Genomic DNA, 25686 nt, shown 5'->3' with positions numbered 1-25686 from the left:
CTCCGCGCGACGCGGCGTCCCACAGACGGAGACGGTCTGGCATATGCATACCCCGTGGGCGCATCCTTGCGTAGATGCCACCTGAAATAGCCAGGTCGGCTCGAATCTAAGGAGCGATGGATGTCCGTTGTCGTCGTGCAGCACGCTTCCGCGGAGACTCCGCCGACCGTACGCAGACTGCTCGCCTCGGCGGGGCTGTCGACCCGGACGGTCCTGCTCACGGACGGCGCGGACCCGTCCCCCGGCCTCAGCGGGGTCGAGGGGCTGATCATCCTGGGCGGCCCCCGCTCCGCGCCACCGGCCGACCCGGCCCTGGTACGGGACGCCCTCGCCGCCGAGGTGCCCGTACTGGCCCTGGGCTCCGGCGTCCGCCTGCTGGCCGAAGGCGCGGGCGCGGCCCCGTACTCCGGCCCCCGCCTGCCCGCCGACGACGACCGGACGGTGGAACTCACCCCCGCCGCCCGCACCGACCCGGTCTTCGCCGGGGCCGGCCGCCCCTCCCCCGGCCTGCGTCCGGCAGCCGACCCCCTGGAACTGCCCGCCGGGGCGGTCGTACTGGCCTCCTGCGACGGGTACCCGGAGCAGGCGTTCCGTATCGGCGCCAGCACGTGGGGCGTGCGCTTCCTCCCGCAGGACGAAACCGCTCCCGCCCTCGGCCCCTGGGGCGAGGAACTCCTGGGCCGGTTCGCCGCGCTCGTGACGGCCCGCGCCGAACACACCGCCACACGGGCCTTCTTCACCCGCCGGGCCGACGCCTGGGAGGAGCGGTTCGCCTACCAGACCCCGGCCTACGAGTCGGCGGTCTCCCGCATGCGGCTGGCTCCCGGCAGGCGGGCCGTGGACCTCGGCTGCGGCACCGGGCGGGCCATGCCCGCCCTGCGCGCGCAGGTCGGGCCGGCGGGACAGGTGCTCGGCATCGACGTCACCCCGGCCATGCTGACGGCCGCCGCCCGGCACGGCCGCACCGGCCACGGGCACCTCCTGGCGGCCGACTGCACCCGACTCCCGCTGCCAGGCGCGTCCGTGGACGGCATCTTCTCCGCCGGCCTCCTCGACCACCTCCCGGACCCGCACACCGCCCTGCGCGAATGGGCCCGCGTCACCGCCCCGGACGGCGTCCTGCTCCTCTTCCACCCCTCCGGCCGCGCCGAACGCGCCGCCCGGCACGGCCGCCCCGTGGACCCGTCCGACCTCCTCGCCGAGCACAACCTCCGCCCCGCCCTGGAGTCGACGGGGTGGCACCTCGAGGCGTACGAGGACACCCCCACCCACTTCCTGACCCGCGCCGTCCACTCATGAAGGGCCTAGGCCCAGGTGCCTTCGGGCTGGTCGAGGATGTACGCGAGGGTGCCCCTGAGCGCCTCTTCCAGGTCGTGGGCGGTGGGAGCGGCCGGGCCACCGGGGAGGGTGCCGAGCGAGGTGGGGAAGGGGGCCGCGCCGTTGAAGGCGAGCATGAACTTCGCCGCGTGCTGGACCAGGCTCGGCGTGCCGACGGGAGTCCGGGAGAGGACGGCGGTGATGACGCGCCCGGTAACGGCCGGGTCGAGCAGCCGGGTGCGGAAGAGCCGCGGGTCGACCTCGGGGGCGTCGCCGCGCCGGCGGTCCGGGGCGGTGGCCGCCCGGTAGGCGAGGTCGAGGATGCGGGCGGCCGGGAGGGCGGCGGCGCCTGCGGTGATCCAGTAGTCGCCTGGGGGTGGATCAGTGAGGGCCAGGGCGGCCAGGCCGGCGGCGGCGATGTCCTGGGGTACGAAGTCGATGGCCGTGCCGGGATGGTGGGGCAGGAAGGGCAGCTGGCCGGCCATGGCGGCGCCGAGCAGGTGGTGGAAGGCCTGATGACGTGCGATCTCGCCGCTTCGGGAGTCGCCGGTGATGGTGGACAGCCGGACGACGGCGGCGGGCAGCCCGGACTCTCGGACCAGGGTTTCGCCGGTGGCCTTGGAGGCTGCGTAGCCGTCCATGCTGGAGCCGTTGCCGGCCCGGGCGATGAATGCGGTGGAGGTGTGGACCAGGCGCGCCCGGGCGTCGGCGGTGAAGGACAGGACGTGGCCGGTGCCGCGGACGTTGACGTTGTACAGGTGCGTGGGGGAAGCGGTGAAGTTCACCGAGGCCGCGCAGTGCACGACGACGTCGACCTCGGCGGCCAGTTCCCGGTAGTCGTCGGGGTGCAGGCCGAGCCATGGCCGGGTGACGTCCCCTCGCAAGTGGCGTCCGGGGACGGGCTTGTGATGGGTCAGGGCGATGACGCGGGCGTGTGCGCCGTCGAGGGCGCGCAGGAGTGCGGAGCCGACGACGCCGGACGCTCCGGTCACCAGGATGGTGGGCGCTGGCATGCGGTTCCTCCGTGTTGGCCGGTGCGAACGGTGGCGGTGCGGCCGTCGGACGTGACGGTGAGCGGGATCCGGTGCCCCGGCTGGCCGGCCGGGTGGGCGGTGCGCAGGTCGGGGGCGAGTTCGACGTTCGCGGGGTGCGTATCGATCAGCCGTGCGACGTGTTCCTTGGCCGCGATCCGGGCGATGTGGTCGCGCGGGTGTTCTCCGGCCGGGAGGGCGTAGAGGGCTGCGGCCGTGCCGGGTGGGGTGTCGAGAGCCTCGATGGTGTCGCGGTGCAGAACGGTCGTGTCGCCGTCGCCGTCGGTGGTGGAGCACAGCAGTTCCGGCACCGGTGCGCGGTCGCGCAGGTAGGCGCGGCGACGCGTCGGTGGTACGGCGGCGAGCGGGCCGGCCGGGATGAGGACGACGGTGAGCCGGAAGGCGGCGAGGACTGTTTCGCCGGTGCACATCTGGAGGTCGACGGAGACGAGGCGCGGGTCGTCGCGGTGGGTGCCGGCGTAGCGGGATTCGACCTGGATCTCGCCGAGGGCCGGCAGCGGTTCGAACAGGGTCAGGTCGTTGATCCGGTGCGGGAAGGCGATGGCGGTGCGGTCGATCGCGGGGTCCCACTGCCACAAGCTGTCGTGCGGGACGAGGTGCAGGGCGCCGTCGAGCAGGCCGTGCGGCAGGGTGCCGGCCGGCACGCTGCCGCCCTCGGCGAGCAGGGTCCCGCTGGCGCCTCGGGAGCCGAGCCGCCAGGACGTGAGGTACTGGAACGCGGGGCCGTGGAAGAGCCTCGCGTCCTCGTAGGGGCAGGGCATGGTGCGAGCGTCGGCCAGGGCCGCGAATCTGGCAGGGCGCGCGGGGGTGTCGAAGCGGGCGGTCGCGGTGGCGACCCGCGTGAACCGGGACAGCGCCGGGTCGGCCGCCTCCCACCACAGTTCCAGGGTGGCAGTCGGCCGTTCCGGTTCCCCTCGGCAGCTGAGCCGGAGCCGGGTGGGCCCTGGGAGGGGCAGCCAGCGGCGGACCTGGACCTCGTCGAGTGAGCGCACGGCGCGGCCGCTGTGGCGGGAGATGGCGCCGGCGAGGAGGTCGGCCATCGACATCAGCGGCATGGTCGGCACGGTCCAGGACGGGCGGTGGTCGAGCAGCCACGGGGCGGTGGCCGGGTCGGCCACCAGCTCCTCTGTCGCCGCCGGTCCGGTGTTCCCGGAGTGGGGAGCGGCCAGTCGGGCGATCAGTTCGCCCTGCATCCGGAGGAACCGGGTGTGCAGCGTGCCGACGAGTCGGTGCTGGTCGAGAACGGCGCCCAGGATTCCGGTGGGTCCGGGAGCCTGGTCGACGGTGTCCGTCGGCCAGTGGGAACGCGGGGGCCTGGGCATGACCTGGGCCCCGTTGTGGTCACCGGGAGACAAGGGGGACCTCCGCGAGAAGGGCCGCGGCTGCTCCGGCGGTGATGACCACGCGCGGGTCGTCAGCGGGGAAGCCGAGTTCGTCGACGAAGGCGCGAGCGCCCTCGTCGACCGGGATCGTCTCGATTCCGGCGAGGCCGAACAGGTCCCGGAGTTCCGGCGTGACCATTCCGCCGCGCCACGGACCCCACAGCAGCGCTCGGACGCGTGCGTCCGGGCGGGCTGCCTGTTCGGCGGCCAGCACCTGGTTGAGGGTCTCGTTGGCCATCGCGTAGTCGCATTGGCCGCTGTTGCCGGTGAAGCCCACGATGGACGAGAACGCGCAGATGAGCCGCAGTGGGTCCTGCCGGGTCTCGGAGAGCAAGGCGTGCAGGCCGCCGACCTTGGTGTCGAAGACCCGGGTGAACTGGTCCGGGCTCTTGTCCTCGATGCGTCCGTCCGCGAGGACGCCTGCGCCGTGCACGATCCCGGTGATCGGTCCCCACTCTTCTCGAACGTGGTCCAGTTCGTTGCGCAGCGCCCGTTCATCGCGGATGTCGAGCGCGGCGTAGCGGACCTGGGCGCCGGTGCGGCGGAGTGCGGCGAGTGCCGCCGCGACGCCGCCGGGGCCGTCCCCGGCGGGGGTGCGTCCGAGGAGCGCGAAGCGCGCGGGGTGGCGCTCGGCGAGGGCCAGCAGGGCCTCGTGCGTGATGCCCCGGGCGCCGCCGGTGACGACGATCACGGACGAGTCGTCGAGCACGGGAGGTGCGGTGGGCCGAGCGGTCGGCTCGGCGAGCGTGACCGTCCGGCGGGTGCCGTCCTCGTCGAGGGCGATGTTCATCTCGGCTCCGCCGCTGAGGAGTTCGTCGACGATGGCGCCGGCCACCTCGTGCGGTGTGCGCCGTCCGCGACGGCAGTCGATGGCCTTGACGGCCGTCGCCGGCCATTCGCGGCCGGCCGTCCGGGCGAGTGCGGCCAGTCCGCCGAGCCAGCTGTGGACCGGATCGGGATGCGTGTGGCCGAAGCCGCCACCGGTGTCCTGCACGGTGACGAAGACGCCGCCACCGGTGCGGAGAAGCGGGGCGGCCTGCTGGGCGAGGCGGAAGGCGTCGTGCTGCACGGCGAGAGCGTCCCGGGGCCCGGTGAGGTCGGCGAGGCCGCCGAGGAACAGCACACCCCTGGCGTCCGCCGGGACGGTGGTGCCGGGTTCCGCCGTCACCCCGTGCTTCCGGAGCAGGCGCACCACCTCCTCGGCCACGCCGGTACCGTCCGGGGTGACGAGCAGGGGGCCGTGGCCCAGGCCCGGCATGGGCTCGCCGACGGCGGGGCGAGCCTCGAGCTGGAGGAGCCGCCGACGTGGCCGGTCGGCGACCGGTAGAGCCGGTCGCACCGGGACGGGCGCGGTGGTGGCCAGCGCGTGGAGCTGCTGAGCGATCTCGCTCACGGTCCGCGAGGTCAGCAGTGGGCCGACCATGGCGGGGCTGAGGTCCTCCAGGTGGGGGAACGAAGGACGCAGGGCCGCGAAGATCTGGGTCCGTGTGATCGAGTCGAGGCCGAGGTCGGCTTCGAGTTCCATGTGCGGGGCGAGCAGCTCCGGCGGATATCCCGTCTTCTCGGCCACCACGGACAGCACCAGGCTCTCCAGGTCGCTCGGTGAGTCGGGCACGGCTGCGGGCGGCGGCTCGGCGGCCGGAGCGGGGAGTGCCGGTGTCTCGGTGCGGGCGCGGGGAAGTACGGCGTCGGACGGGGCCGGGCCGGGGGCGTCCCATGCGGGGCGGGCGGTCGGCGGCGGGGGGCCTGCGGGCGGCACCTGGCCGGTGGTGGCGAGGGAGAGCAGTGCTTCGATCGACTTCTGGGTCGCGTTCAGGTAGGCCTCGTGAGCCCGGGCGGTCTGCCGCTGGGACTCGACGATGGCGTGGGCGAGACGGTCGTCCGGCTGCGGCGCCGGTGCCTGAACGGTGGGGCTGTTCGCCGCTGTGGCGAGGACGGCCCTCGGGGCGGGCAGGGGGAACCGCTGGTTGGGGGGATAGCGCCGGCCGTGGTTGGCGCTCGTGATGACGACCGGGGCGAGCGGCTTCGCCGCCGGGGCGGATGCCGGCTCGACGTGGTCCGCCCACAGGGCGTCGAAGGCGATCGGCACGCCCAGCGCGGCCAGTTCGGCGAGCGCGTTGTGGAGGTTCCGCACCCCGTGCTGCCCGGTCCGGTCCACGGCGACGGCCCGGTGGGGCCGGCCGCCCAGGATCTGCCGGACGAAGCCGGTCAGCGTGTTGCCGGGACCGACTTCGACGAAGGTCCGTACCCCGTCGGCGTACATGCGCTCGACCATCTCGCAGAAGCGGACGGGCTCGGCCACCTGTGCGGACAGGGTGCGCCGGACCTGCTCGGGCTCGATCGGGTAGCGGGCGGCGTCGGTGTTCCCGTAGACGTCCAACAGTGGTGCACGCACGGTGTGTTCGGACAGGAACGCCAGCAACGGCTCTGGTACCGAGGACACCAGCGGGCTGTGGAAGGCGACACCGGTGTTCAGGTACTTGGCTGCCACGCCGGACCGCGCGGCGCGGGCGGACACGGCGTCGATCGCCTCGTCCGCGGCCGCGACGACGACCTGCCGGGGTGTGTTGTGCACGGCGATCCACGCCTGCGCCTCGCCCCGCTCGTCCAGGAGGAGCGGCCGGACCTCCTCCGGTGGGGCGGCCAGGGCCAGCATCGAGCCCGCGGTCCTGGTCAGCTCGTGGACGAGCTTGCCGCGCCCGCGGGCGATCCGCATCACCGTCCGCTCGTCCAGGGCGCGGGCGGCGTGCAGGGCGACGAGTTCGCCGAAGCTGTGCCCGGCCACGCAGTCCGGCCGGACGCCGGCCGCGTCCAGGAGGTTCAGCAGCATCAGGCTGTGCGCGGCGATGGCCGGCTGGGCCCAGCGGGTGTCGGCGAGGCGGGCCGTCTGCGCGGCGCGCTCCTCGTCGGTGAACGCCGGCGGCGGGAAGACGACTTCGGCCAGCCCGTCGGCGCCCACCCGGTCCCACACCGCGCGGGCCTGCGGGAAGTGGGCGGCAACGTCCGCGCCCATCCCCACCCGCTGTGACCCCTGGCCGGGAAAGAGGAACGCGATCCGTCCGGCGTCGGGCCGGCCGGGCCCGTAGTGGAGCCCGGCGGGGAGGGAGAACGGGAGGGCCGGCTCCGCCGTGATGCGCTCCGCGGCCTGCTCCAGCTTGCGGGCCAGCTCGGCGCTGTCGCCGGCGACGACGCACAGCCGTGCTCCGTCGGTGGCACGGAAGTCCCGCTGGGCGCGCCGGGCGGCCACGGCGAGGCCGTCGGGCGAGCCGGCGGCGGCCAGCTCGCGGCAGCGGGTGACCAGGCTCTGCGGTGTGTCGCCGGAGAGCGGCACCAGCTCGGTTCCGCGTACCGGCAGACGTGGCGCGAGCCGGGCGCTGCCTTCGTCGGCCGGACGGTACTCCTCCAGTGCCACATGGAAGTTGGCGCCGCCGAAGCCGAATGCGGACACCCCGGCCCGGCGCGGGTGGTCGGCGGTGTGTACCCACGGCCGGGTCGCGGTGTTCAGGTAGAAGGGGCTGCCGTCGAGTTCGAGGCGGGGGTCGGGCCGCTGGACCTTGATGGTCGGGGGCAGCACCCGATGGTTGAGGGCGAGCGTCGCCTTGAGCAGCCCGGCCGCGCCGGAGGCTGCCTTGGCGTGGCCGATCTGGGACTTCACCGAGCCCAGCGCACACCAGGCCCGCGCGCTCTCCTCGCCGCCCGCGTCCGGATCGGTGAAGACCGCGCGCAGGGCGGCGGCCTCGACGGAGTCGCCGATGGGCGTGCCGGTGCCGTGGGCCTCCACCAGGCCCACCGTGCGCGGGCCGTACCCGGCAGCCGCGTACGCCCGTCGCAGGGCGCGCTCCTGGCCGCGCTGGGACGGGGCGAAGACGGAGACGTCGTTCCCGTCGGTGGACGAGCCGATGCCGCGGATCACGGCGTGCACGTCGTCGCCGTCGCGTTCGGCGTCCGACATCCGCTTGAGTGCGAACAGCGCTACGCCCTCGCCGAGCATGGTGCCGTCCGCGGCCTCGTCGAACGGCCGGCAGTCGCCGGTGGGTGACAGCGCCGGGGTCTTGCTGAAGCAGACGAAGGTGACCGGGTCGGTCAGCGTGTCCACGCCGCCCGTGATGGCCAGGTCCGAGCGGCCGAGCCTGAGGTCGTCGACCGCGGCGGAGAGAGCGGCGAGCGAGCTGGCGCAGGCCGCGTCGACGGTGAAGCTGGTGCCGTGGAGGTTGAAGCGCTTGGCGATGCGGCCGGCAACGACGTTGCCGAGCATCCCGGGGAACGTCTCCGTCTGCCAGGGCAGAAGGTACTGCGCGATCCGCTCGCACACCGCCTCCGCCTCCGGTTCCGCGAGCCCGCTGTCCAGCAGCGCCCGCCGCCACGTCGGGCGGAAGGAGCGGGCTCCCATCTCCGTCGGCAGCTGTAGCGCGGCGCAGCCGATGAACACCCCGGCCCGCTCGCGGTCCGCCCGCTCCAGGAACCGGGCGCCCTTCAGCAGCCGGTCGGCGGCCACCAGGGCGAGCAGCTGGGCGGTGTCGGTCCCGGCCAGCGCGACGGGCGGGATGCCCAGCGCCATCGGGTCGATCTCGATCTCGGGCAGGAAGGCGCCGCGCCGGGCGTAGGTCTTGTCGGGTGCCGCCGGATCGGGGTGGAAGTGGTCCTCGATCAGCCACCGGTCGGGCGGGACGTCGCCCATCAGGTCCCGGCCCTCGACGACGGCGCGCCAGAAGGCCTGGACGTCGACGGCGCCGGGCATGATCGCGGATACTCCGACGACCGCGACGGGTTCCACGGACTGGGGCACGCGGCCGGTTTTCATGAAGCTCCTGACGGGGCGGGAAGTCAGACCAGCGGGCGCGGACGGAATGCGAACGCCTCGCGGGGAAGGCGGACGCCGAAGGTCCGCAGTTGGTGGGCGCGCGTGAGCACCGCCGCGCCCTGCATGAGGTTGCGCGCGATCTGGGTGACCGTCCTGGCCGACGGATCGGCCAGGAAACTGCCCGCCGTCCAGCGGTTGAACGCGCCGGCGGCCGGACCGCACCACACCTGGTAGTCGGCCACCCGGTCCGGACGGCCGTCGATCGCCCACACGCTGGAGCTGCCGAGGTACCACCGGAACACCAGCGCCATGCGGTGCCGGGGATCGGCCTCGGCGCGTGCGATGACCGCGGGATCGCGTACGGACCAGTACGCCCGGGTCGCCTCCCACACCTCGGCGACCGGCGAGCCGAGCACCTCCCGCTCCAAGGCGGTCGTGGTCGCGTCCGGTAGCGCCTCCAGCGAGGCATAGCGCTCGTAGAGGCGTTGCAGCCGGCCGGCCCTGGCCGCGAACAGCGTGCCGCGGCGCAGGACCTGAACCTTGGCGCCGATCTCGAACATGTCGCTGGAGGGCGCCATCCCGACGTCGGTGACCCGCGCCTCGGCGAGGAGGGCCTTGGCCCTGTCCGAGATCGCGGCCTCCACGGACATCTGGTTCACCGTTCCGGTCACCACGTACGCCGCGCCCAGCGCGAACGCCGCCGCCACTGACGCCGGGTCTCCCAGCCCGCCCGCCGCCCCGACGCGGACGGGCCGCTCCAGACGCAGCCGTGCGGCGAGCTCGTCGCGCAGGGCCAGGACCTCCGGGAGGACGACGCCGAGCGGGCGGCCGTCGGTGTGCCCGCCGCTGTCGGCCTCGACGGTGACGTCCTCGGCGACCGGCACCCGCTCGGCCAACCGCGCCTCGTCGGCCGTGAGCTGCCCGCGGCCGACCAACAGCCGTAACAGCTCGGCCGGGGCCGGTGACATGAACTGCTCGGCCACCTCCGGGCGGGAGACCTTGGCGAACACCGCCGCGCCGCGCCGGATCCGCCCGCCCGGATCCCGGCGCAGGCCGGTGGCCGCGCACCGGACGACCGCCGAGGTGAGCGTCATGTAGGCCGAGACCGAGATCCGCGGCACCCTGGCACGCAGGAGTACGGCTGCCGTCTCGTCCTCCAATGCGGGGCTCTCGGGCTGGTGGATCAGGTTCGCGCCCCAGTTCCGCCTGGCACCCAACCGGTCGGCCAACTGCCCGAGAACACGCTCCAGCCGCTCCGGGGACAGCCCCGCGGAGCCGAGGAAGGCCAGCATCTCCGCGTGGGCCATCTCGGACACCAGCGCGGTGCCGGAGATGCCGTGGGCCATTTCCCCCGCGACATAGGGAAACCGTGCGCCGTGCGTACGGGTGAACTCCTGGTCGCCCAGCCACTCCGGGTAGAGCCCGGGCAGCCGTGCGACCACGGCCAGCTCGCCGTGGCGGTCTCCCGACCATCCCGGCCCCGCGATCCCGAGCGCCCCGTCGGACCGGCGGGCCACCAGCTGGACGGGCTCACCGGTCAGCTGGGCGAGGGCCACCAGCGGCTCACCCGTGAAGGCGGGCACCTGTTCCACCACGTCACCGCACCTGGCGCGGATTCAGAGCCTGCCCAGGATCAGGTTTCCCGGCGCCCGGCTGTCGACGCTGGTCACGAAGTCCGTGACCGCGACCAGCATCTCCGCGTAGGTCACCTTCTCGGGATCGGCCGGGGCCACCGCGGCCCACCCCTCCTCCGCCTTCTCCCGCGTGAACCCCAGTACCTCGGTGTCCAACCGCAGGGAATCCTCCTTGCTGATCACAGCGTCGTGGTCGGAGTCGGCCATCAAGAAGACCAGGTTGGTGACGAGCGAGATGTACTGCAGCGTCTTGTCGGGCGTGGTCGCCACGCTGTTGGCCGCCACCGTCACGAACTGCTCGGCGTCCAGCCGCTTCACATCGGGCACCCAGCGCGGCTTCTCGACCAGGGCCTGCCACATCTGCTCGATGGTGGCGACCAACTGCCCGAACTGGGCGGAGTTCACACCGCCGTCGGTGAACGCGGCGAACTTCCTCGCCAGGCTCAGGGTGTCGGCCTGCGTGACGAAGCCGTCACCGTCCACGTCCAGCACCTCGAACGCCCTCAGCTGCTTGCGGCGCAGCAGCGGATCCTGGGCCGCCGCGATGTCGGCGGCGGCGAGCTGGCTCGCCACCGCTGCCCCGGACACCGGATCGGGGCCAGTGGCAGCTGCTGCCTGCGCGCCGGAGGCCAGTTGCGTGACGGCGCCGGCTGCCACTCCGGCGGTGCCGCGAAGGACACCCCTGCGCGTCAGTCCGGAAACCGACTCCAGCGGCCCACCTGCCGAGGACTCGTCCATGCCACCAACCCATCACGTCGCGATCTTCCGTGGACGGGGCCCATCATCGTCACCGAGCGCCCTCCAGGGCTCTCACCGGCCCCGTTTCCACCCGTCCAGGCGCGGCATTGATCAACCGCTTGACACAGGGTGTTGACGATCACGTGCTTCGACTGGCTGCGACCACCACGCCCCCGGACGCCCACCTGACGGTGCTCGCGGCCCTCAGCTCCAGTCGACGTTCAGCGGTTTGCCGCCACGGGAGAGCAGCCGTACGTGGTCCTCGCGGCGCTCGCTCAGCACCGCCAGCATCGGGGCGCGCGTTAGGTGTGGTGCCCGGTGGAGCAAGTCCTGCTGCCGCTCGGGCAGCCGGTCCAACAGGTCGCTCACGACGGTCCGCCGCCCGCCTCGGCCATCTGCCGCAGGGTGCGCCTGGAGCGCGTCGAACGGGCCCGCCAGAGGTCCGGCGTGCCCTTCGCGGAGGCGCGTTTCCACACGGCGGCGTGGGCGAGCCGGCGCAGGGTTCCCCGTATTGAAAACGATTCTCGTTATCGTATACTGAGGTCATGGCACGCAACGAAGTACGCCCGATCATCAAGCTCCGCTCCACCGCCGGCACCGGCTACACCTACGTCACCCGCAAGAACCGCCGGAACGACCCGGACCGCATGGTGCTGCGCAAGTTCGACCCGGTCGTCCGCCGGCACGTCGACTTCCGCGAAGAGCGCTGACCCCACCGAAAGAGGCACCCTCATGAAGCCTGGAATCCACCCCGCCTACGGACCCGTCGTCTTCCGCGACAAGGCCGCCGACTTCGCCTTCCTCACCCGCTCGACCGCCACCAGCGACAAGACGGTCGAGTGGGAGGACGGCAACACGTACCCGGTCATCGACGTCGAGATCTCCTCGCAGAGCCACCCCTTCTACACCGGCACCGCACGTGTCCTGGACACCGCGGGTCGCGTCGAACGCTTCGAGCGGCGCTACGGAGGGAATAAGTGACCCTCCCCGTCGTGATCGTCGGCGGTATGCACGCCGACGCGCGCAAGGAGACCGTCGAGCACCTGCTGCGCGCCGTGCCGGGCAGTATCGCCCTGCACCACGATCTGTCCTCGGCTGCCGAGGGCAACGTACTTCGCACCCTGCGCGATTCCGGGGGCGGGATTTCCGCCGACGAGACTCCGCTGGTCAACGACTGCGCCTGCTGCGCCCTGCGCGAGGACCTCGTACCCGAGCTGGAGCGACTGGCCGCGAGCGGGCTGACCCGCCTGGCCGTGGTGGAACTCTGGGACTCGGTCGAGCCCAGGGCGATGGCCGAGGTCGTGGCCGCGCACGCCGGTGACGTACTGGAACTCACCAACGTGATCACCGCCGTCGACCCGGCGCTCGTCCTGCCCTGCCTCGGCAACGGGGACGACCTCGCCGAGGCCGGACTCGCCGCCGCGGCCACCGATCAGCGGACCGTCGGGGACACCTGGGCCCGTCAGCTCGAGTACGCGCCGGTCCTCGCGATCGCCGACAGCGAGGAGGCCGACGACGAGGACCGCGCCCTGCTCGCCCAGCTACACCCGACGGCCCGGCAGGTGCCCACCGGCTCCAGCGAACTCACCCGCTTGGCGTTCGCCGGTTTCGACGTGGAGACGGCCGCCGCCGCGCAGCACCCCGCGTGTGCGCTCCTCCCCCAGGATGCCGACGAGGCGGGGGTTGCCACGCTCGTGTGGCAGCGCCGACGGCCGTTCCACCCCGAGCGGCTCTACCAGGCCCTGGAGGACCTGACCTGCGCTGCGGCCCGTAGTCGCGGCCGGTTCTGGCTCGCCGACCGCCCCGACACGCTCCTGGCGTGGGACGCGGCCGGCGGCGCGCTGTGCGTGGAGAGTGCCGGCCCCTGGCTGGCCTCGCTCCCCGACGCCGCCTGGGACCTGGTCCCCGCCATGCGTCAGGCCGCGGCCGCCCTCGACTGGGACCCCGAGCACGGCGACTGCTGCCAGCACCTGGTCTTCACCTCGCCGGGACTCGACCGCGACGGGATCGAACAGCTCCTGGATTCCTGCCTCCTGACCGAAGCCGAGTACACGGCCGGGCGCGAGGCGTGGAAGCAGCTCCCCGCCGCCTTCGGGCCGCTGCTCGACTCCGTCGCCTGACCCCTGCGACCCACTCACCAACACCCCGAACTCCGTACCCCCGAGGAACAACCCATGGCCCGCCGCCCCTCCCCCAGCAAGCCGCTGAAGTCCCGCCCCAACCCGCTGGACACGGCAGGAATCACGTACATCGACTACAAGGACACCGACCTGCTCCGCAAGTTCATCTCCGACCGCGGCAAGATCCGCAGCCGCCGCGTCACCCGTGTCACCGCGCAGCAGCAGCGCCAACTCGCCCTGGCCATCAAGAACGCCCGGGAGATGGCCCTGCTCCCGTACGCCGGCCGGTAGCGCACGGCCACGTCGGGCCAGAGAGTCGTGGGACAGCCGGGTCGGCGAAGCCTTACGGCTCAGGCTCGTCGTCGGCTCGCCGTGCGGGATCCCGGTGGGTTACGCGGCGCTCCTCCAGCGGGGCCCGCCGCAGGACGTCGTCACCCACGCGCGGCAGGTGCGGAGTGTGGTTGACCAGGCGGGCCGAGTTGCCGACCACCGCGATGCTGCTCGTGTTGTGCAGCAGGGCCGCGAGTACGGGATTCATGGAACCGCCGGCACCCGCGACCAGGCCCAGCAGGTTGACGCCGATCGCCAGCCCGTAGTTCTGCCGTACGACGCGCAGGGTGTGACGGCTCAGTTCCACGACGGCGGCGACCTGGCGCAGGTCGTTGCCCGCCAGGGCGATGTCGGCGGTCTCCAGGGCGACGTGGGAGGAGTGCTCGCCCATGGTGATGCCGACGTCGGCCAGGGCGAGGGCGGGGGCGTCGTTGGTGCCGTCGCCGACCATGGCGACGGTGTGGCCTTCGGCCTGGAGGTCCCGGATCAGCTGGAGTTTGGCTTCCGGGAGCGCGTGGGCGTGGACTTCGGTGATCCCGAGAGTGTCGGCGACGACTTGGGCGGTCTCCTGTGCGTCGCCGGTGAGCAGGATCAGGCGGGCGACCCCGAGGTCGCGCAGCTGCTGAACGACGGTTTCCGCGCCGGCCCGTACGGCGTCGGAGACGCCGAGCATGCCGATGAGGTCCTCGTCGTGGGCGAGGCAGATGACGGTCTCGCCGCCGGCGCGGAGCCGGTCCGTCCAGCCCCGGGCGTCCTCGCCGAGGTCGACTCCGTGCTGGCGCAGGAGGGCGGGGCTGCCGACGAGGAGGCGGGTGCCGTCGAGTTCGGCCCGCATGCCCATGCCGAGGACGACTTCGCACGCCTGGTGGATCGGCACGTGGAGGTGCTGTTCCTCGGTGCGGGCGACGATGGCCTGGGCGAGCGGGTGGCGTGCGTGCAGTTCGCCGGAGGCTGCCAGGCTCAGGACCTCGTCGGCGGTGACCGTTTCGCTGAGGGTCACCACGCTGGTGACCAGGGGGCGGCCGAAGGTGAGGGTGCCGGTCTTGTCGAAGACGACTGCGGTGACCCGTCCGATGCCCTCCAGGTGGGTGCCGCCCTTGATGAGGGTGCCGCGTCTGGCGCCGTTGCCGATGGCCGCGCTGATGGCGGTCGGGGTGGCGAGTCCCGCCGCGCACGGGCAGGCGATGAGCAGCATGGTCATCGCGCGGCGTGCGTCGCGGGTGATGACGTAGGTGAGCGTGGCCAGGGCGAAGGAGACCGGGACGAAGCGCTGGGTGAAGCGGGTGGCCACGGTCTGGATCGGGGCCCGGTCCGACTGGGCCTCCTCGACCCGGCTGATGATCCGGCCGACCGTGGTGTCCCGGCCGACGAAGTCCGCGCGGATGGTGAGCGAGCCGGAGGTGACGATGGTGCCGGCGTAGACGTGGGCGCCTTCGCGGGCGTAGACGGGCAGCGCCTCACCGGTGACTGCGGCCTGGTCCACCAAGGCCTCGCCGGTGAGCACGTGTCCGTCGACGGGGATGCGGTGGTGTTCGTACACGGCGACGGTGTCGCCGGGCTCCACGGTCTCCAGGTCGACCTCGAGCTCCACGCCTTCGCGGACCAGCCAGACGCGCTCGTCACCGATGGTGAGGAGTTCTTCAATGGCGCGGCGGGTGCGGCGCAGGGTGAGGGTCTGGAGGAACTCGCCGATGTTCAGCAGCCACAGAACGGTGAGGGCTACCACGTTCTCCCGGAGTACGAGGGAGATGACCGTCGCCGCCGTGACCAGCGTGTCCGTGCCGGGGCTGCTGCGGCCGCGCAGGGTGCGCAGGGCACCCCGGAAGAACGGCAGACCGGTGAAGACGGTCACCACGCCGAGCAGCCCGGAGGATCCGAAGGAGATCCGGGGCCTGCCCAGCAGGCGCCGCAGCGCCACGAAGGCCAGGACCGCTCCGCCGACCACCAGCCGGGCCACTTCTCCGGTGGAGGTATCGGGCAGGGACCGGGAGGGCTTGGCCGCCACCACGGCCGCGGGCGGGGCCTCCTCGAGGGCATCGATGAGCTGTTCGACGTTCAAGTGGTCGGGAGCCACCCAGATCACGACACTGCCGGTACGCGGGAAGATCCGCAGGGCGCGGAAACCGCTGATGCCGGTCAGCCGGTCGTCGACGAGGCCCGCACAGCCGGGGCGTGCTCGCAGCCAGGGCACGGACAGTCGGACGCGGCCCGTGGCCACCGAGCAGACCACGACGGTCGACATGATCAGTGCTCGTGTCCGTGATCGTCGTGATTGACGGTGACCGCGGACGGCGGGGGTACTTCCTCGCCGAGCGTCGTACGGGCCTCTGCCAGCATGTCACCCGCCTTCAGCCGGGCCTCCTCGGCGGCCGAGGACAGCCACCTGCTCGCCACGATCCCGCCCGCGATACCGCTCACGAGTGCCTTGCGGGCGGCCGGGGCCGCAGCGGGGGCGTTCTTGATGATCAGGCCACCCACCACGCCGGATACCGCGTAATGGGCCAGCTTGCCGGCTGTCGCACCGGCGATCGCGAGGGGGTGCATGAGCAGCTCCTTCCGTGCGCGCCGAGCGGACGCGACGGACCTCTCTTTCAGTGTGGACCCGCCGAACCCACCGGGTCGAGCCGAGCCCGAGCCGGAACCCACTGGGCGGCACGCCGACCGCCGGCGAGTCGGCACCCCAGGTAGATGAAGAACGAGATGGTCGTGACGTACGGGCTGATCGGGATGCTGCTGCCCAGGGCGAGGAGAATGCCGCCTTCCATGGCCACGAGCGCGAACGCGACGCTCAGCACCGGCAGCAGTACCGGGGAGGCCGTGAGCCGGGCGGCTGCGGCCGCCGGGGTGACGAGCAGCGCGAGGACGAGCAGCGCGCCGACGATCTGGACGCACAGGGCCACCGCGAGGCCGAGGGCCAGCATGAACGCCAGCGACAGGGTGCGGACGGGCAGGCCCCTGGCCTCGGCGACCTCCGGGTCCGCGCTGGCGAAGGTCAAGGGCCGCCAGAGGAACACGAGGGCGGCCAGCACCACTACGGACGTGCCGAGGAGCCATGCCATCTGGGGGGTGTCGACGGCGATGATCTGGCCGGTCAGAATGCCGAATTTGTTGGCCGCCCGGCCTTTGTAGAGGGACAGGCAGAGCACGCCCAGGCCCAGTCCGAACGGCATGAGGATGCCGATGATCGAATTCCGGTCGCGGGCGCGCACACCCAGTACGCCGATGGCTGCCGCTGCCAGCAGGGAGCCCACGATGGACCCGGCAACGAGGTTCACCCCGAGCAGGAGCGCCGCCGCCGCACCAGCGAATGACAGCTCGCTGATGCCGTGCACCGCGAACGGCAGGTCGCGCATGACCACGAACACCCCGACCAGCCCGCCCACCAGTCCCACCAGGGCTCCGGCCAGCAGCGAGTTGTGGACCAGGGCCAGCAGGTCGCCGTAGTTCTCGAAGTTGAAGATCTGCCGCCAGACGCCGCCGTCCCCACCGCCGTCGGCCACCGGCCACGGTCCGGTCATGGCCGTCCACCGCCATTGGAGGATGAGGACGAGGGGTGGTGCGTGCCGGCCGTGTCCGGTGCCCCCACCACGACGATGCGGCCCCGTACGCGGACGACGTCGACCTCGGTCCCGTACAGCTCGGACAGAGCGGCCGTGGTCATCACCTCGTCCGGCGGGCCGATCCGGAATCCGCGCGGGGCCAGGTACAGGACGCGGTCGACGAGCCCGAGCACCGGATTGATCTCGTGCGTCACGAAGACGACCGCGGTGCCGGCGGAACGCCGCCGCCGGTCCACCAGGGCCGTGACCGCGCGTTGGTGCTGGAGGTCGAGGGAGAGCAGGGGCTCGTCGCACAGCAGGATCCGCGGGTCGGTGGCCAGGGCCTGCGCGATGCGGACCCGCTGCTGTTCGCCGCCCGACAGCATGCCGACGGGCGCGTCGGCATAGGGCAGGGCGCCTACGGAGTCCAGGACCTCCTCCACCCGGCGGTGGACCGCGCCGGGGGCGATCGGCATCCCCCAGCGGTGCCCTTCCATGCCGAGCCGGACCAGGTCACGGGCGCGCAGCATCGTGTGGGCGGGGAGGGCCTTCTGCTGCGGGACGTAGCCGACGTACCTGCTGCCGTGGCGGGGCGACAGGCCCAGCACCTCGAGCGAGCCCGCCGTCAGCGGCAGGCGGCCGAGGAGCACGCGCAGCAGGCTGGTCTTGCCCGATCCGTTGGGCCCCAGCACAGCCAGGAACTCGCCGGGACGTACGTCGAGGTCCAGATCGCGCCACAGCACCCGGTCGCCATAGGCGAGGGCGGCGCCCCGCAGGCTGATGACCGGTGCGGCGGAGGCGATGTCCGTCCGGGGGGTGGGGGCTGGGTGGGTGAGCGGCGTGAAGGCTTCTGTGCGGTCCACGGCCCTCACCGGCTCAGGGCGCCCTGGAGCGCGTCGACGTTGGCGGCCATCCAGCCGATGTAGTGCCGGCCTGCGGGAAGCGTCTCGGTCACGGAGACCACGGGGATGCGGTTGTCCTCGGCGGCCTGCTTGACCTTCTCGGTCTGCGGCCCCGCGGTCTGCTCGTTGTAGACGAGTGCCTCGACCTTCCTGCCGGTGAACAGCGCGAGGGTGTCGCGCAGGGTCCGCGGCGAGACCTCTTCGCCTTCCTCGACCGCCTCGCTGAAGGCGGCGGGAGTCCGGTTCACCAGCCCGCAGGCCTCGGTCAGGTACAGGGGCACCGGCTCGGTGACCGCCACCGGCGTGCCCCCGTGATCCGCCCTGATCCGGTCCGTCCGGGCCTGGAGGGATGCCAGCTCGGCCTTGAATTCCTTGGCGTTCTCGCGGAACGTGCCCGCGTCGGCGGGTTCGGCCCGGGCCAGGGCGGCCGCGATCCGGTCCGCGAGTCGGTCCATCGTGGGGACGTCGTACCAGACGTGCTCGTTCAGCTCACCGCCCGCGGGAGCCACCTTTCCTGAGACGTCCACGACGTTGATCACATCAGCGGAGGTGTTGCCTGAGCTGCGGAGCATCCGGTCGATGAAATCGTCGTAGCCGCCGCCGTTCTCGACGACGACCTTCGCCTTGGACAGCTCCAGCTGGGTCCGCGTGCTGGCCTCGTACGAATGGGGGTCCTGCGCCGGGTCGCTGATCACCGAGACGACGTCGACCCTGTTGCTGCCGATCCGCTCGACGATGTCCCCGTACACGTTGGTGGAGGCAACCACGGGGATGGCGACCGGCGGGGCCGCTCGCCGCCCCTCAGCCGCAGGGTCGGCACTGGCACCGGCCGAGGTGGACCAGGTAAGGGTCAGCGCCATCGTGACCCCGACGAGCGCACCCGCACCACGGGCTGAGGAGACGCGCATGGCGTCCTCCCTGCCGGAGGGAAACCGAAACGGTCATCACTTGCAGTATCTCCCCGGATGGTCCTGCCCTCCAGTTGACGATCAGGCGTCCTGTGTCGACAAGGCGGACAGCAGTCCCTTGGTGATGGGGTGCTGCGGCGTCTCCAGCAGCTGACGGGCGGGGCCGGCCTCGACGATGCGGCCGGAGTCGAGGACCGCGATCCGGTCCGCGAGGACTGCGGCGGCGGCGAGGTCGTGGGTGACGAAGACCAGGCTGAGTTCGTTGCGTTCCCTGAGCCGGGCGAGGGTGTCGAGGATGGTGGCCCGGGTGGCCGAGTCGAGTCCGGAGGTGATCTCGTCGCAGATGAGGATCTGTGGCTCGGCCAGCAGGGCTCGGGCGAGGGCCGCTCGCTGGAGTTCGCCGCCGGAGAGCTCGCCGGGGCGGTGCCCGGCAAGGCTCTCACTGAGGCCGAACGCACCGAGGGTGCGTAGCGCCATACGGTGCGCGTCCGTCGGGGTGGCGCCTCGTAGCCGTACCCCGCTGCGGGCGACCTGGTCGAGGACCGGCCGGTGCTCGTCGAAGGCGGCCTTCGCGTCCTGGAACACGTACTGCACGGCGGCCAGTTCGGCGCGGCTGCGGGAGCGCAGGCTGCGAGGCAGCGGCATCCCGTCGAGCAGGACCTTGCCGTCGTACGTGCGATGCAGGCCGGCCAGGCAGCGTCCGAGGGTGGTCTTTCCGCTGCCGGAACGGCCAACGAGCGCCACGCACTCCCCCGCCGCCACCGAGACAGCGATGTCGCTCAGCACCTCGACGGCTCCCCGTGTGGTGCGGTGGCGTGCGAATAGATCCCGTGCCTCCAGGCGTACCGGCCCGCGCGGGCGGGGCGCTCGTGCAGAGCGGGGCTGCTCCGGTACGAGATCTTCGAGGACGGACGACGCGGGTCCGCAGTCCACGACCCGCCCGTCCCGCATCACCACGACCTCGTCGGCCAGCTCCCGTACGACGTCCAGGTCGTGGCTGAGCAGGACGACGGCGATGCCTTGTGCGGCGACGGCGGCCAGCTCCGCCACGATGCCCTGTTTGGTGAGGACGTCCTGGCCGGTGGTGGGCTCGTCGGCGACGATCACCCGTGCACCGAGCAGCAAGGCCTGCGCCAGGACGACCCGCTGCTGCTGGCCGCCCGAGAGCTGGTGCGGGAAGCGGCGCAGTACGGCCGCGGGATCCGGAATCTGGGCGAGGCTCAGGGCCTCTTCGGTGCGGTGCCTGCGTTCGCGCCGGTTGCCTCCCTGGCGGGCGGTGATGTCGGCGAGCAGCGCTCCCACCCGGCGGGCGGGGTTGAGGACGGCTGCCGGGTGCTGGGGGATGTATCCGACCGGGCCTGTGGGTGTGTGCACCTCGCCGTCGACCACAGCGCCGGCCGGGTATTCGCCGAGGAGGGCAAGCCCTGTGGTGGTCTTGCCGCTGCCGGACGGGCCGATGACGGCGGTGATCCTGCCGGCGTGGGCGGCGAGGCTGACGCCGTCCACGATGGCCCGTCCGTCGATCTCGACCCGCAGGTCCCGCACGTGCGCGACGAGGGTCATCGCGGCGCTCCCTTCCGGGGGGTGTGCCGTTGGAGGGCGGCGTCGAACAGGAGGTTGGTGCCCATGGACAGGGCCGCGATGAGCAGGGCGGGTACGACCACGGCCCAGGGCTGGAGGAAGAGGCCGGTGCGGTTGCGGTCGACCATGACCGCCCAGTCGGCGGCGTCCGGCTGTATGCCCACGCCGAGGAACGCGGCGGTCGCGACCAGGTAGAGGGCTCCGGTGAGCCGGATCCCGGCGTCGGCGGCGAGGGTGCGGCGCATGGAGCGGGCGACGTACCCGATGGCCGTGCGCCACCAGGACTCGCCCTGCATGCGCAGCGCTTCCACGGCCGGCCGCGAGGAGATCTCGACGGCCGCCGCGTGAATGACGCGGGCGGCGTCGGGTACAGCAGCTAGCCCGACCAGGACGGTCAGTCCGGCAGGTCCCGGCGTGAGGGTGGCCGCGACGAGCAGCACCAGCAGGAGTGAGGGGACGGCGATGACGACGTCCAGGGGCCTCATCAGCGCCTCCTCCAGCCAGGTGCGGCGGGTGAGGGCCGCGGTGAGTCCCAGCGGGATGGCGACGAGGTAGGCGAGGGCGGTGGCCGCGATCGCCACGAGCACGACGGAGCGGCCGCCGAGGAGCACCTGTTGCCAGACATCGCGTCCGCTGAAGTCGGTGCCGAGCCAGTGCCCGTCGCCGGAGGCGAAGGAGACCGAGCGGGGCCCGGCCGGTCCCGCCACGAAGGGTCCGACGAGTGCGAGGAGGACGGGAAGACCGATCAGTCCGAGGGCGAGGAGGGACCTCGACGGTGCCCGCTTCATGCCGCCACCTCGGATCGGGGTGCGAAGCGGCGGGCGACCAGGTCGGCGGCCAGGTTGACCGCGACGGTGACGATGCCGAAGACGACGGCCATGCCCTGGACGACGGGGACGTCACGGGCGGCGACGGCTTCGATGAGTACGGTGCCCAGGCCTGGGATCACGAAGAGGGCCTCCACGACGATCACTCCACTGAGGAGCCAGTCGCAGGTACGGGCCAGTTGCTGGGTGGCCGGTGCGAGCGCGTTGGGCAGGGCGTGGGTCCAGGTGATCCGGGCGCCGGACACTCCGTAGCGGCGGGCCTGGGCGACGTACGGCGATGCGAGCGCCTCGATCATCCCGGAGCGTACGAGGCGGCTGATGGTGCACACGGGCCGCGACAGCAGGACGACGACGGGCAGGATCAGGACGGCGGGCTCGGTGAACGGGTCGGCGCCGACGGCGGTGGGCGGCAGCCAGGCCAGCCACAGCCCGAAGAGCGTGGCGAGCAGGACGCCGACGGCGAATTCCGGTACGGCGTGCACGGCGAGGGTCAGGGCGCTCACGGTCCGGTCGAGCAGCCCACCCTCACGGCGGGCTGCCAGGACCCCGAGGCCCACGGCGAGCGGCACCAGCAGGGTGAGCGTGGCGGCGGCCAGCAGGAGGGTGGGGCCGAGTCCGGTGGTCAGGTAGCCGGTGACGGGCCGTCCGCTGACCAGGGAGGTGCCGAGGTCGCCGTGCAGGAGGCCGGCCACCCAGTCGGCGAGGCGTTCGAAGACGGGCCGGTCCAGGCCCATCGTCTCGCGGATGCGTGCGATGCGGGCGGGATCGGGCTGGTCCCCGGCGAGGGCGACCGCCGCGTCACCGGGCAGCGCCTCGGTGAGGGCGAAGATGAACAGGACGACGGCCGCCGTCTGCCCCAGGCCGAGGAGCAGGCGGCGGCCGATCCATGACAGGTGCGGTGTCACGCGATCCAGATCTTGTCGAAGCGGGCCCAGTCGAGGGTGTTGGCGGGGGCCGTCTTCGACACCCCGTGCACCTTGGGGGTGGTGGCGATGATCCAGTCGGCGAAGCCCCAGATCAGGAAGCCGCCCTCGTCGTACAGGCGGCGCTGCATCCGCTCGTAGAGGGCGCCGCGCTGCGTGACGTCGCGGGTGGACTGGGCCTGCTGGTACAGGTCGTCGAAGTCCTTCTGCTGCCACTTGGTGGCGTTGGTGGTGGAGCCGGTGAGCAGGCGCTGCGAGATGTGGGACTCGATGGGCATGGCGCCCGAGCGGTAGGAGGCGAAGCTGCCGTTGTTGAGGATGTCCTTCCAGTAGGTGTCCTTGTTGCCCACCTTGATCTCGACGGTGACCCCGGCCTTGGCGGCCTGCTCCTTGAAGATGCCGGCGGCCTCCACGAAGCCGGTGGCGGCGGGGGCGGTGTCGAGGGTGACCTTGAGCCCCTCGGCGCCGGCCTCCTTGAGGAGGGCGCGGGCCTTGTCGAGGTCCTGGGTGCGCTGCGGGAGGCCGGCGGGGTAGTACTGGTAGCCCTTGCCGAAGAGGTCGTTGCCGACCTCGCCGGCGCCGGAGAGGGCCCCGTCGACGAGTTCCTTGCGGTCGGCGATGAGGAAGAAGGCCTGACGGACCCTAGGGTCGTTGAAGGGCGGGCGGTCGGTCTTCATGACGAAGCCCTGCATCGCGCTGCCCGGGAGCCGGACGATGTCGATCTTGCCCTTGCCCTCGTGGGCGCGGGCGGTGGCCGGGTTCAGCTCGTGGGCGTACTCGACCTGGCCGCCGAGCAGGGCGCTCACACGCGCCGATTCCTCGCCGGCGACAACGAATTCGAGCTCGTCCAGGTGCGGGGCACCCTCCCAGTAGGCCTCGTTGCGCTTGACGACCAGGGACTTGCCGGGAGTGAAGGAAACGAAGCTGAACGGGCCGGAGCCGACGGGCTTGTCGAAGGCGGTGGCGTCCTTGGGGACGATGTAGGCGCCGAAGGCCGCGAGGACGTTGGGGAATTCGGCGTACGGGCGCTTGAGCTTGAACTCGACGGTGGAGGCGTCGACGGCGCGGCTGGCCTCGAGGTCGATCGGCTCCAGGGAGGCCTTGGCACGGAAGGTGCCCTTGGGGTCGGCGATACGGCGGTAGCTGTAGAGGACGTCCTCGGCGGTGACGGGGCGGCCGTCGTGGAAGGCGGCCTTGCGCAGGGTGATCTTCCAGGTGTCGAGGGCGTCGTTGGGCTCCCAGCGCTCGGCGAGCCTGGGGACGGCGGCGAGGTCGGGGCCGAAGTCGGCGAGCTTGTCGAAGAGGGCCTTGGCGCGGGCGGCGTCGACGAACAGGTTGGCGGCGTGCGGGTCCAGGGTCTCGTTCGCGCCGCCACCGGCGAAGGCGGCGCGCAGCCGGCCGCCCTGCTTGGGGGCTCCGTCTGCGGCGTTCTCGGCGTCCGGGGTTGTGGCGCCGGTGCCGCAGGCGGCGGTGAGGGCGAGGGCGGTGGCGCCCGTGGCGATGAGGAAGCCTCTGCGGGCGAGGCTGGAGCGGGCGTCGTTCATGCGGGGGTGTCTCCGTTGCTGGGGTGGGGCTTGAGCCGGGCGATGAGGTGGAGGCGGTCGGAACTCGTGGTCCCGTGCGGGGCCTCGCCCTCGCTCCACGGCGGTTCGCTGCGGGGGCCGGGTCCGTCATGCAGCGCGAGGACCTCGAAGCCGGCGGTGGTGAGGAAGTACCGGAGTTCCTGCGGGAAGAGCAGCCGCCAGGCGGAGCGCTGCTCCTCCTGCGGGCAGCCGTCGTCGGCGGTCCAGATCCTCCGGCGGCGCAGGAGTTGCGCGCCGTGATCGATCCACAGGGTGGTGTGGGAGGTGTACGTGGTGCCGCGCCAGGCGAAAGTGCTGGTGCGCGGGCCGTCAAGGAGTTCGGTGTTGCCGAGGAAGAAGGCGCCGTTGCGCATTTCGGCGACGAGCAGCCCGCCGGGGGTGAGGTGGGCGCGGCAGCGGGCGAGGAAGGCGGTCAGGTCCTCGTTGGTGTGGCAGTAGAGGAGCGCGCTGTCCAGGCAGACGATCGCGTCGAACGTCGCGTCGCCGAGGTCGAAGTCGCGCATGTCGGCCAGGTGGTATCCGGGGCCGGGGTGGTGCGTGCCCGCGTGGGCCAGCATCGCCTGCGAGGTGTCGATGCCGGTGACCTCTCGGCCGGCGTGGTGGTGCAGCCAGGCGGCGTCCCGGCCGGTGCCGCAGCCTACGTCGAGCACGCGGGGGCCGGCCCCGTGGCGGGCCAGTACGTCCTCGGCCCAGCGGGCGGCGAGCCGTTCGGGGTCGGGGAAGCGCTCCTCGTAGAGCTCGGGGTGGTCGGTGAGCAGGTTGCCGCTGGTGGTGGCTGTCATCGGGTCTCGCTTCGGGGGCGTGCGGGGGCACGAGGGGGCAGGGCGTCCGGGGCCCGGTCGCAGGGCAGGGCCCGTCTTCGCTGGAGGTGTCCCACGGCCGCTGCCGAGACCAGGCCGAGGGCGAGACAGCATCCGTAGGGCAGCCAGGTCAGTCCGGTGTGGCCGGCGGTGTCCATGGACCAGCCGATGGCCGCGCTGCCGGCCGCGGCCGCGACTCCGGAGACCGCGTAGAAGAGGCCGTAGAACGTGCCGGTGAGGTTCGCGCGGCCGAAGGCCGGTATCAGCTCCATCACGAAGGGCTGGGCGACCATCACCCCGAGGTGCAGGAGCAGGGCTCCGGCGAGCACCGGCAGAAGGCGCAGCGGGTGCGGGGCGGAGGTGCCCGCGACGAGCATCGGGGGCAGGAATGCGAGGCCCATGACGCCCAGGCCGGTGGCGATCCAGCGCCCCCTGCTCCCCCGGGCTTTCAGGGCGCGGGTGATGCGCAGCTGGAACAGCAGGTTGGCGACGGTCCCGGCGAGGAACAGCAGGCCGACCGAGCCGCCCCAGCCGGAGGCGTCGGTGGCCGCACGGGGCAGCAGCAGGTACAGCTGGTTCTGCAGTCCGTACATGCCGATCATGGCGAGGGAGAAGGCGAGGAAGCGGCGGTTGCCCGCCACCTCGCGCCAGTCGCCGAGCAGCCTGGTGTCGGGGGCCGGGACCTTGCGGGCGGGCAGGACCAGCAGCTGTGCGAGGGTGAGGACGGCGAACATCCCGGCCGCGGTGACGGCGGCGGCCCGGAAGTCCACGAGCAGCAGCAGGGTGCCGAGCAGTGGGCCGAGCAGGGCCCCGGTGGTGGCGAAGACGTTGAACAGCGCGAAGGCCTCGGCCTTGCGCTCGCCGGCCTCCTGGGCGACGTAGGTGCGCACGGCGGGGTTGAACAGGGCCCCCGCGAGCCCGCTGAGTATGGAAGCGGCGAGCAGCAGCGGCAGGCTGTCGCCGAGGGCGAACAGACCGAATCCCACCGTGCGCAGCCCGCAGCCCGCGATGATCACCCCTCGGGCGCCGAGCCGGTCGGCGGCCGAGCCTCCGATCAGGAACAGGCCCTGTTGGCTGAGGTTGCGCAGGCCGAGGACGATGCCGACGACGGCGGCCGAGAGCCCCAGGTCGTCGGTGAGGTGGGTGGCGAGGTACGGGATGAGCAGGTAGAAGCCGGTGTTGACGCCGAGCTGGTTGACCAGGAGGAGGCGTACGGCGAGCGGGAAGCCCCGCATCGAGCTGAGGATCT

General features: G+C 72.5%; 22 protein-coding genes. 5 read left to right on the top strand and 17 right to left on the bottom strand.

The window, feature by feature from the left end; translation table 11 throughout:
- Positions 1–120: 120 nt before the first annotated feature.
- The gene (locus OOK34_RS34365; protein ID WP_267038086.1) at positions 121–1299 is read left to right on the top strand and encodes a methyltransferase domain-containing protein; all 1179 of its coding nucleotides are present in this window, start codon (positions 121–123) and stop codon (positions 1297–1299) included.
- 5 nt (positions 1300–1304) lie between these two features.
- Here the strand turns inward: OOK34_RS34365 and OOK34_RS34360 are convergent, their stop codons facing one another.
- The 6 genes from OOK34_RS34360 to OOK34_RS34335 all read right to left on the bottom strand — a co-directional run bounded on the left by OOK34_RS34360 (position 1305) and on the right by OOK34_RS34335 (position 11293).
- Positions 1305–2330 (bottom strand): SDR family oxidoreductase, encoded by a 1026-nt coding sequence (locus tag OOK34_RS34360; protein WP_267038085.1) that lies wholly within the window; start codon positions 2328–2330, stop codon positions 1305–1307.
- Positions 2306–3691 (bottom strand): polyketide synthase dehydratase domain-containing protein, encoded by a 1386-nt coding sequence (locus tag OOK34_RS34355; protein WP_267038084.1) that lies wholly within the window; start codon positions 3689–3691, stop codon positions 2306–2308. The genes OOK34_RS34360 and OOK34_RS34355 overlap by 25 nt, the downstream gene beginning before the upstream one ends.
- A gap of 19 nt (positions 3692–3710) precedes the next feature.
- A complete protein-coding gene (locus OOK34_RS34350; RefSeq protein WP_267038083.1) occupies positions 3711–8537 on the bottom strand; it encodes a type I polyketide synthase in 4827 nt (1608 codons plus the stop codon).
- A gap of 38 nt (positions 8538–8575) precedes the next feature.
- A complete protein-coding gene (locus OOK34_RS34345) occupies positions 8576–10147 on the bottom strand; it encodes a PfaD family polyunsaturated fatty acid/polyketide biosynthesis protein (RefSeq protein ID WP_267038082.1) in 1572 nt (523 codons plus the stop codon).
- Positions 10148–10168: 21 nt separating this feature from the next.
- Positions 10169–10924, bottom strand: coding sequence for an EF-hand domain-containing protein (locus OOK34_RS34340; protein WP_267038081.1), 756 nt, complete (start codon positions 10922–10924; stop codon positions 10169–10171).
- A gap of 204 nt (positions 10925–11128) precedes the next feature.
- Positions 11129–11293, bottom strand: coding sequence for a hypothetical protein (locus OOK34_RS34335; protein ID WP_267038080.1), 165 nt, complete (start codon positions 11291–11293; stop codon positions 11129–11131).
- Between the two features lie 176 nt (positions 11294–11469).
- Between OOK34_RS34335 and rpmG the strand changes: the two genes are divergently transcribed.
- From rpmG to rpsR, 4 genes are read left to right on the top strand one after another with little or no spacing between them, the layout of a single operon-like run.
- Positions 11470–11634: a 50S ribosomal protein L33 gene (rpmG, locus tag OOK34_RS34330; RefSeq protein WP_007267663.1), complete on the top strand. Its 165-nt coding sequence runs from the start codon at positions 11470–11472 to the stop codon at positions 11632–11634.
- A gap of 22 nt (positions 11635–11656) precedes the next feature.
- Positions 11657–11905 (top strand): type B 50S ribosomal protein L31, encoded by a 249-nt coding sequence (locus OOK34_RS34325; RefSeq protein ID WP_267038079.1) that lies wholly within the window; start codon positions 11657–11659, stop codon positions 11903–11905.
- Between the two features lie 26 nt (positions 11906–11931).
- The gene (locus tag OOK34_RS34320; RefSeq protein ID WP_267038232.1) at positions 11932–13044 is read left to right on the top strand and encodes a GTP-binding protein; all 1113 of its coding nucleotides are present in this window, start codon (positions 11932–11934) and stop codon (positions 13042–13044) included.
- 54 nt (positions 13045–13098) lie between these two features.
- Positions 13099–13335, top strand: coding sequence for a 30S ribosomal protein S18 (gene rpsR, locus OOK34_RS34315; RefSeq protein ID WP_267038078.1), 237 nt, complete (start codon positions 13099–13101; stop codon positions 13333–13335).
- Between the two features lie 52 nt (positions 13336–13387).
- Here the strand turns inward: rpsR and OOK34_RS34310 are convergent, their stop codons facing one another.
- The 11 genes from OOK34_RS34310 to OOK34_RS34260 all read right to left on the bottom strand — a co-directional run bounded on the left by OOK34_RS34310 (position 13388) and on the right by OOK34_RS34260 (position 25672).
- Positions 13388–15616 (bottom strand): cation-translocating P-type ATPase, encoded by a 2229-nt coding sequence (locus OOK34_RS34310; RefSeq protein WP_267038077.1) that lies wholly within the window; start codon positions 15614–15616, stop codon positions 13388–13390.
- A 2-nt stretch (positions 15617–15618) separates the two neighbouring features.
- The gene (locus tag OOK34_RS34305; protein WP_267038076.1) at positions 15619–15918 is read right to left on the bottom strand and encodes a DUF1490 family protein; all 300 of its coding nucleotides are present in this window, start codon (positions 15916–15918) and stop codon (positions 15619–15621) included.
- A gap of 47 nt (positions 15919–15965) precedes the next feature.
- Positions 15966–16892: a metal ABC transporter permease gene (locus tag OOK34_RS34300; protein WP_267038075.1), complete on the bottom strand. Its 927-nt coding sequence runs from the start codon at positions 16890–16892 to the stop codon at positions 15966–15968.
- Entirely contained in the window at positions 16889–17716 is an 828-nt protein-coding gene (locus OOK34_RS34295) for a metal ABC transporter ATP-binding protein (protein ID WP_267038231.1), read from the bottom strand. The genes OOK34_RS34300 and OOK34_RS34295 overlap by 4 nt, the downstream gene beginning before the upstream one ends.
- Before the next feature lie 65 nt (positions 17717–17781).
- Complete coding sequence (locus OOK34_RS34290) at positions 17782–18723, bottom strand: metal ABC transporter solute-binding protein, Zn/Mn family (RefSeq protein WP_267038074.1); 942 nt, start codon at positions 18721–18723, stop codon at positions 17782–17784.
- Positions 18724–18804: 81 nt separating this feature from the next.
- On the bottom strand, positions 18805–20286 hold the full coding sequence (locus OOK34_RS34285) for an ABC transporter ATP-binding protein (protein WP_267038073.1): 1482 nt from the start codon (positions 20284–20286) through the stop codon (positions 18805–18807).
- Positions 20283–21092: an ABC transporter permease gene (locus OOK34_RS34280; protein ID WP_267038072.1), complete on the bottom strand. Its 810-nt coding sequence runs from the start codon at positions 21090–21092 to the stop codon at positions 20283–20285. Before OOK34_RS34280 ends, OOK34_RS34285 begins: the two co-directional genes overlap by 4 nt.
- Positions 21089–22036 carry an ABC transporter permease gene (locus OOK34_RS34275; protein ID WP_267038071.1) on the bottom strand — a complete coding sequence of 316 codons (948 nt, stop codon included), beginning with the start codon at positions 22034–22036 and terminating at the stop codon, positions 21089–21091. Before OOK34_RS34275 ends, OOK34_RS34280 begins: the two co-directional genes overlap by 4 nt.
- Positions 22033–23598: an ABC transporter substrate-binding protein gene (locus OOK34_RS34270; protein WP_267038070.1), complete on the bottom strand. Its 1566-nt coding sequence runs from the start codon at positions 23596–23598 to the stop codon at positions 22033–22035. Before OOK34_RS34270 ends, OOK34_RS34275 begins: the two co-directional genes overlap by 4 nt.
- On the bottom strand, positions 23595–24419 hold the full coding sequence (locus tag OOK34_RS34265) for a class I SAM-dependent methyltransferase (protein ID WP_267038069.1): 825 nt from the start codon (positions 24417–24419) through the stop codon (positions 23595–23597). Before OOK34_RS34265 ends, OOK34_RS34270 begins: the two co-directional genes overlap by 4 nt.
- A complete protein-coding gene (locus tag OOK34_RS34260) occupies positions 24416–25672 on the bottom strand; it encodes an MFS transporter (RefSeq protein ID WP_267038230.1) in 1257 nt (418 codons plus the stop codon). The genes OOK34_RS34265 and OOK34_RS34260 overlap by 4 nt, the downstream gene beginning before the upstream one ends.
- Between the last annotated feature and the right edge of the window lie 14 nt (positions 25673–25686).

The organism is Streptomyces sp. NBC_00091, from assembly GCF_026343185.1.
Classification (GTDB): Bacteria; Actinomycetota; Actinomycetes; order Streptomycetales; family Streptomycetaceae; genus Streptomyces.
The sequence above is the reverse complement of the archived record's forward strand: the minus strand, read 5'-3'. Positions and strand labels throughout refer to the sequence as shown.

Coding starts and splice junctions, on each gene's coding strand:
- OOK34_RS34365 (WP_267038086.1), top strand. CDS start 121: ATGTCCGTTGTCGTCGTGCAGCACGCTTCCGCGGAGACTCCGCCGACC.
- OOK34_RS34360 (WP_267038085.1), bottom strand. CDS start 2,330: ATGCCAGCGCCCACCATCCTGGTGACCGGAGCGTCCGGCGTCGTCGGC.
- OOK34_RS34355 (WP_267038084.1), bottom strand. CDS start 3,691: ATGCCCAGGCCCCCGCGTTCCCACTGGCCGACGGACACCGTCGACCAG.
- OOK34_RS34340 (WP_267038081.1), bottom strand. CDS start 10,924: ATGGACGAGTCCTCGGCAGGTGGGCCGCTGGAGTCGGTTTCCGGACTG.
- rpmG (WP_007267663.1), top strand. CDS start 11,470: ATGGCACGCAACGAAGTACGCCCGATCATCAAGCTCCGCTCCACCGCC.
- OOK34_RS34325 (WP_267038079.1), top strand. CDS start 11,657: ATGAAGCCTGGAATCCACCCCGCCTACGGACCCGTCGTCTTCCGCGAC.
- OOK34_RS34320 (WP_267038232.1), top strand. CDS start 11,932: ATGCACGCCGACGCGCGCAAGGAGACCGTCGAGCACCTGCTGCGCGCC.
- rpsR (WP_267038078.1), top strand. CDS start 13,099: ATGGCCCGCCGCCCCTCCCCCAGCAAGCCGCTGAAGTCCCGCCCCAAC.
- OOK34_RS34310 (WP_267038077.1), bottom strand. CDS start 15,616: ATGTCGACCGTCGTGGTCTGCTCGGTGGCCACGGGCCGCGTCCGACTG.
- OOK34_RS34305 (WP_267038076.1), bottom strand. CDS start 15,918: ATGCACCCCCTCGCGATCGCCGGTGCGACAGCCGGCAAGCTGGCCCAT.
- OOK34_RS34300 (WP_267038075.1), bottom strand. CDS start 16,892: ATGACCGGACCGTGGCCGGTGGCCGACGGCGGTGGGGACGGCGGCGTC.
- OOK34_RS34290 (WP_267038074.1), bottom strand. CDS start 18,723: ATGCGCGTCTCCTCAGCCCGTGGTGCGGGTGCGCTCGTCGGGGTCACG.
- OOK34_RS34285 (WP_267038073.1), bottom strand. CDS start 20,286: ATGACCCTCGTCGCGCACGTGCGGGACCTGCGGGTCGAGATCGACGGA.
- OOK34_RS34280 (WP_267038072.1), bottom strand. CDS start 21,092: ATGAAGCGGGCACCGTCGAGGTCCCTCCTCGCCCTCGGACTGATCGGT.
- OOK34_RS34270 (WP_267038070.1), bottom strand. CDS start 23,598: ATGAACGACGCCCGCTCCAGCCTCGCCCGCAGAGGCTTCCTCATCGCC.
- OOK34_RS34265 (WP_267038069.1), bottom strand. CDS start 24,419: ATGACAGCCACCACCAGCGGCAACCTGCTCACCGACCACCCCGAGCTC.
- OOK34_RS34260 (WP_267038230.1), bottom strand. CDS start 25,672: ATGCGGGGCTTCCCGCTCGCCGTACGCCTCCTCCTGGTCAACCAGCTC.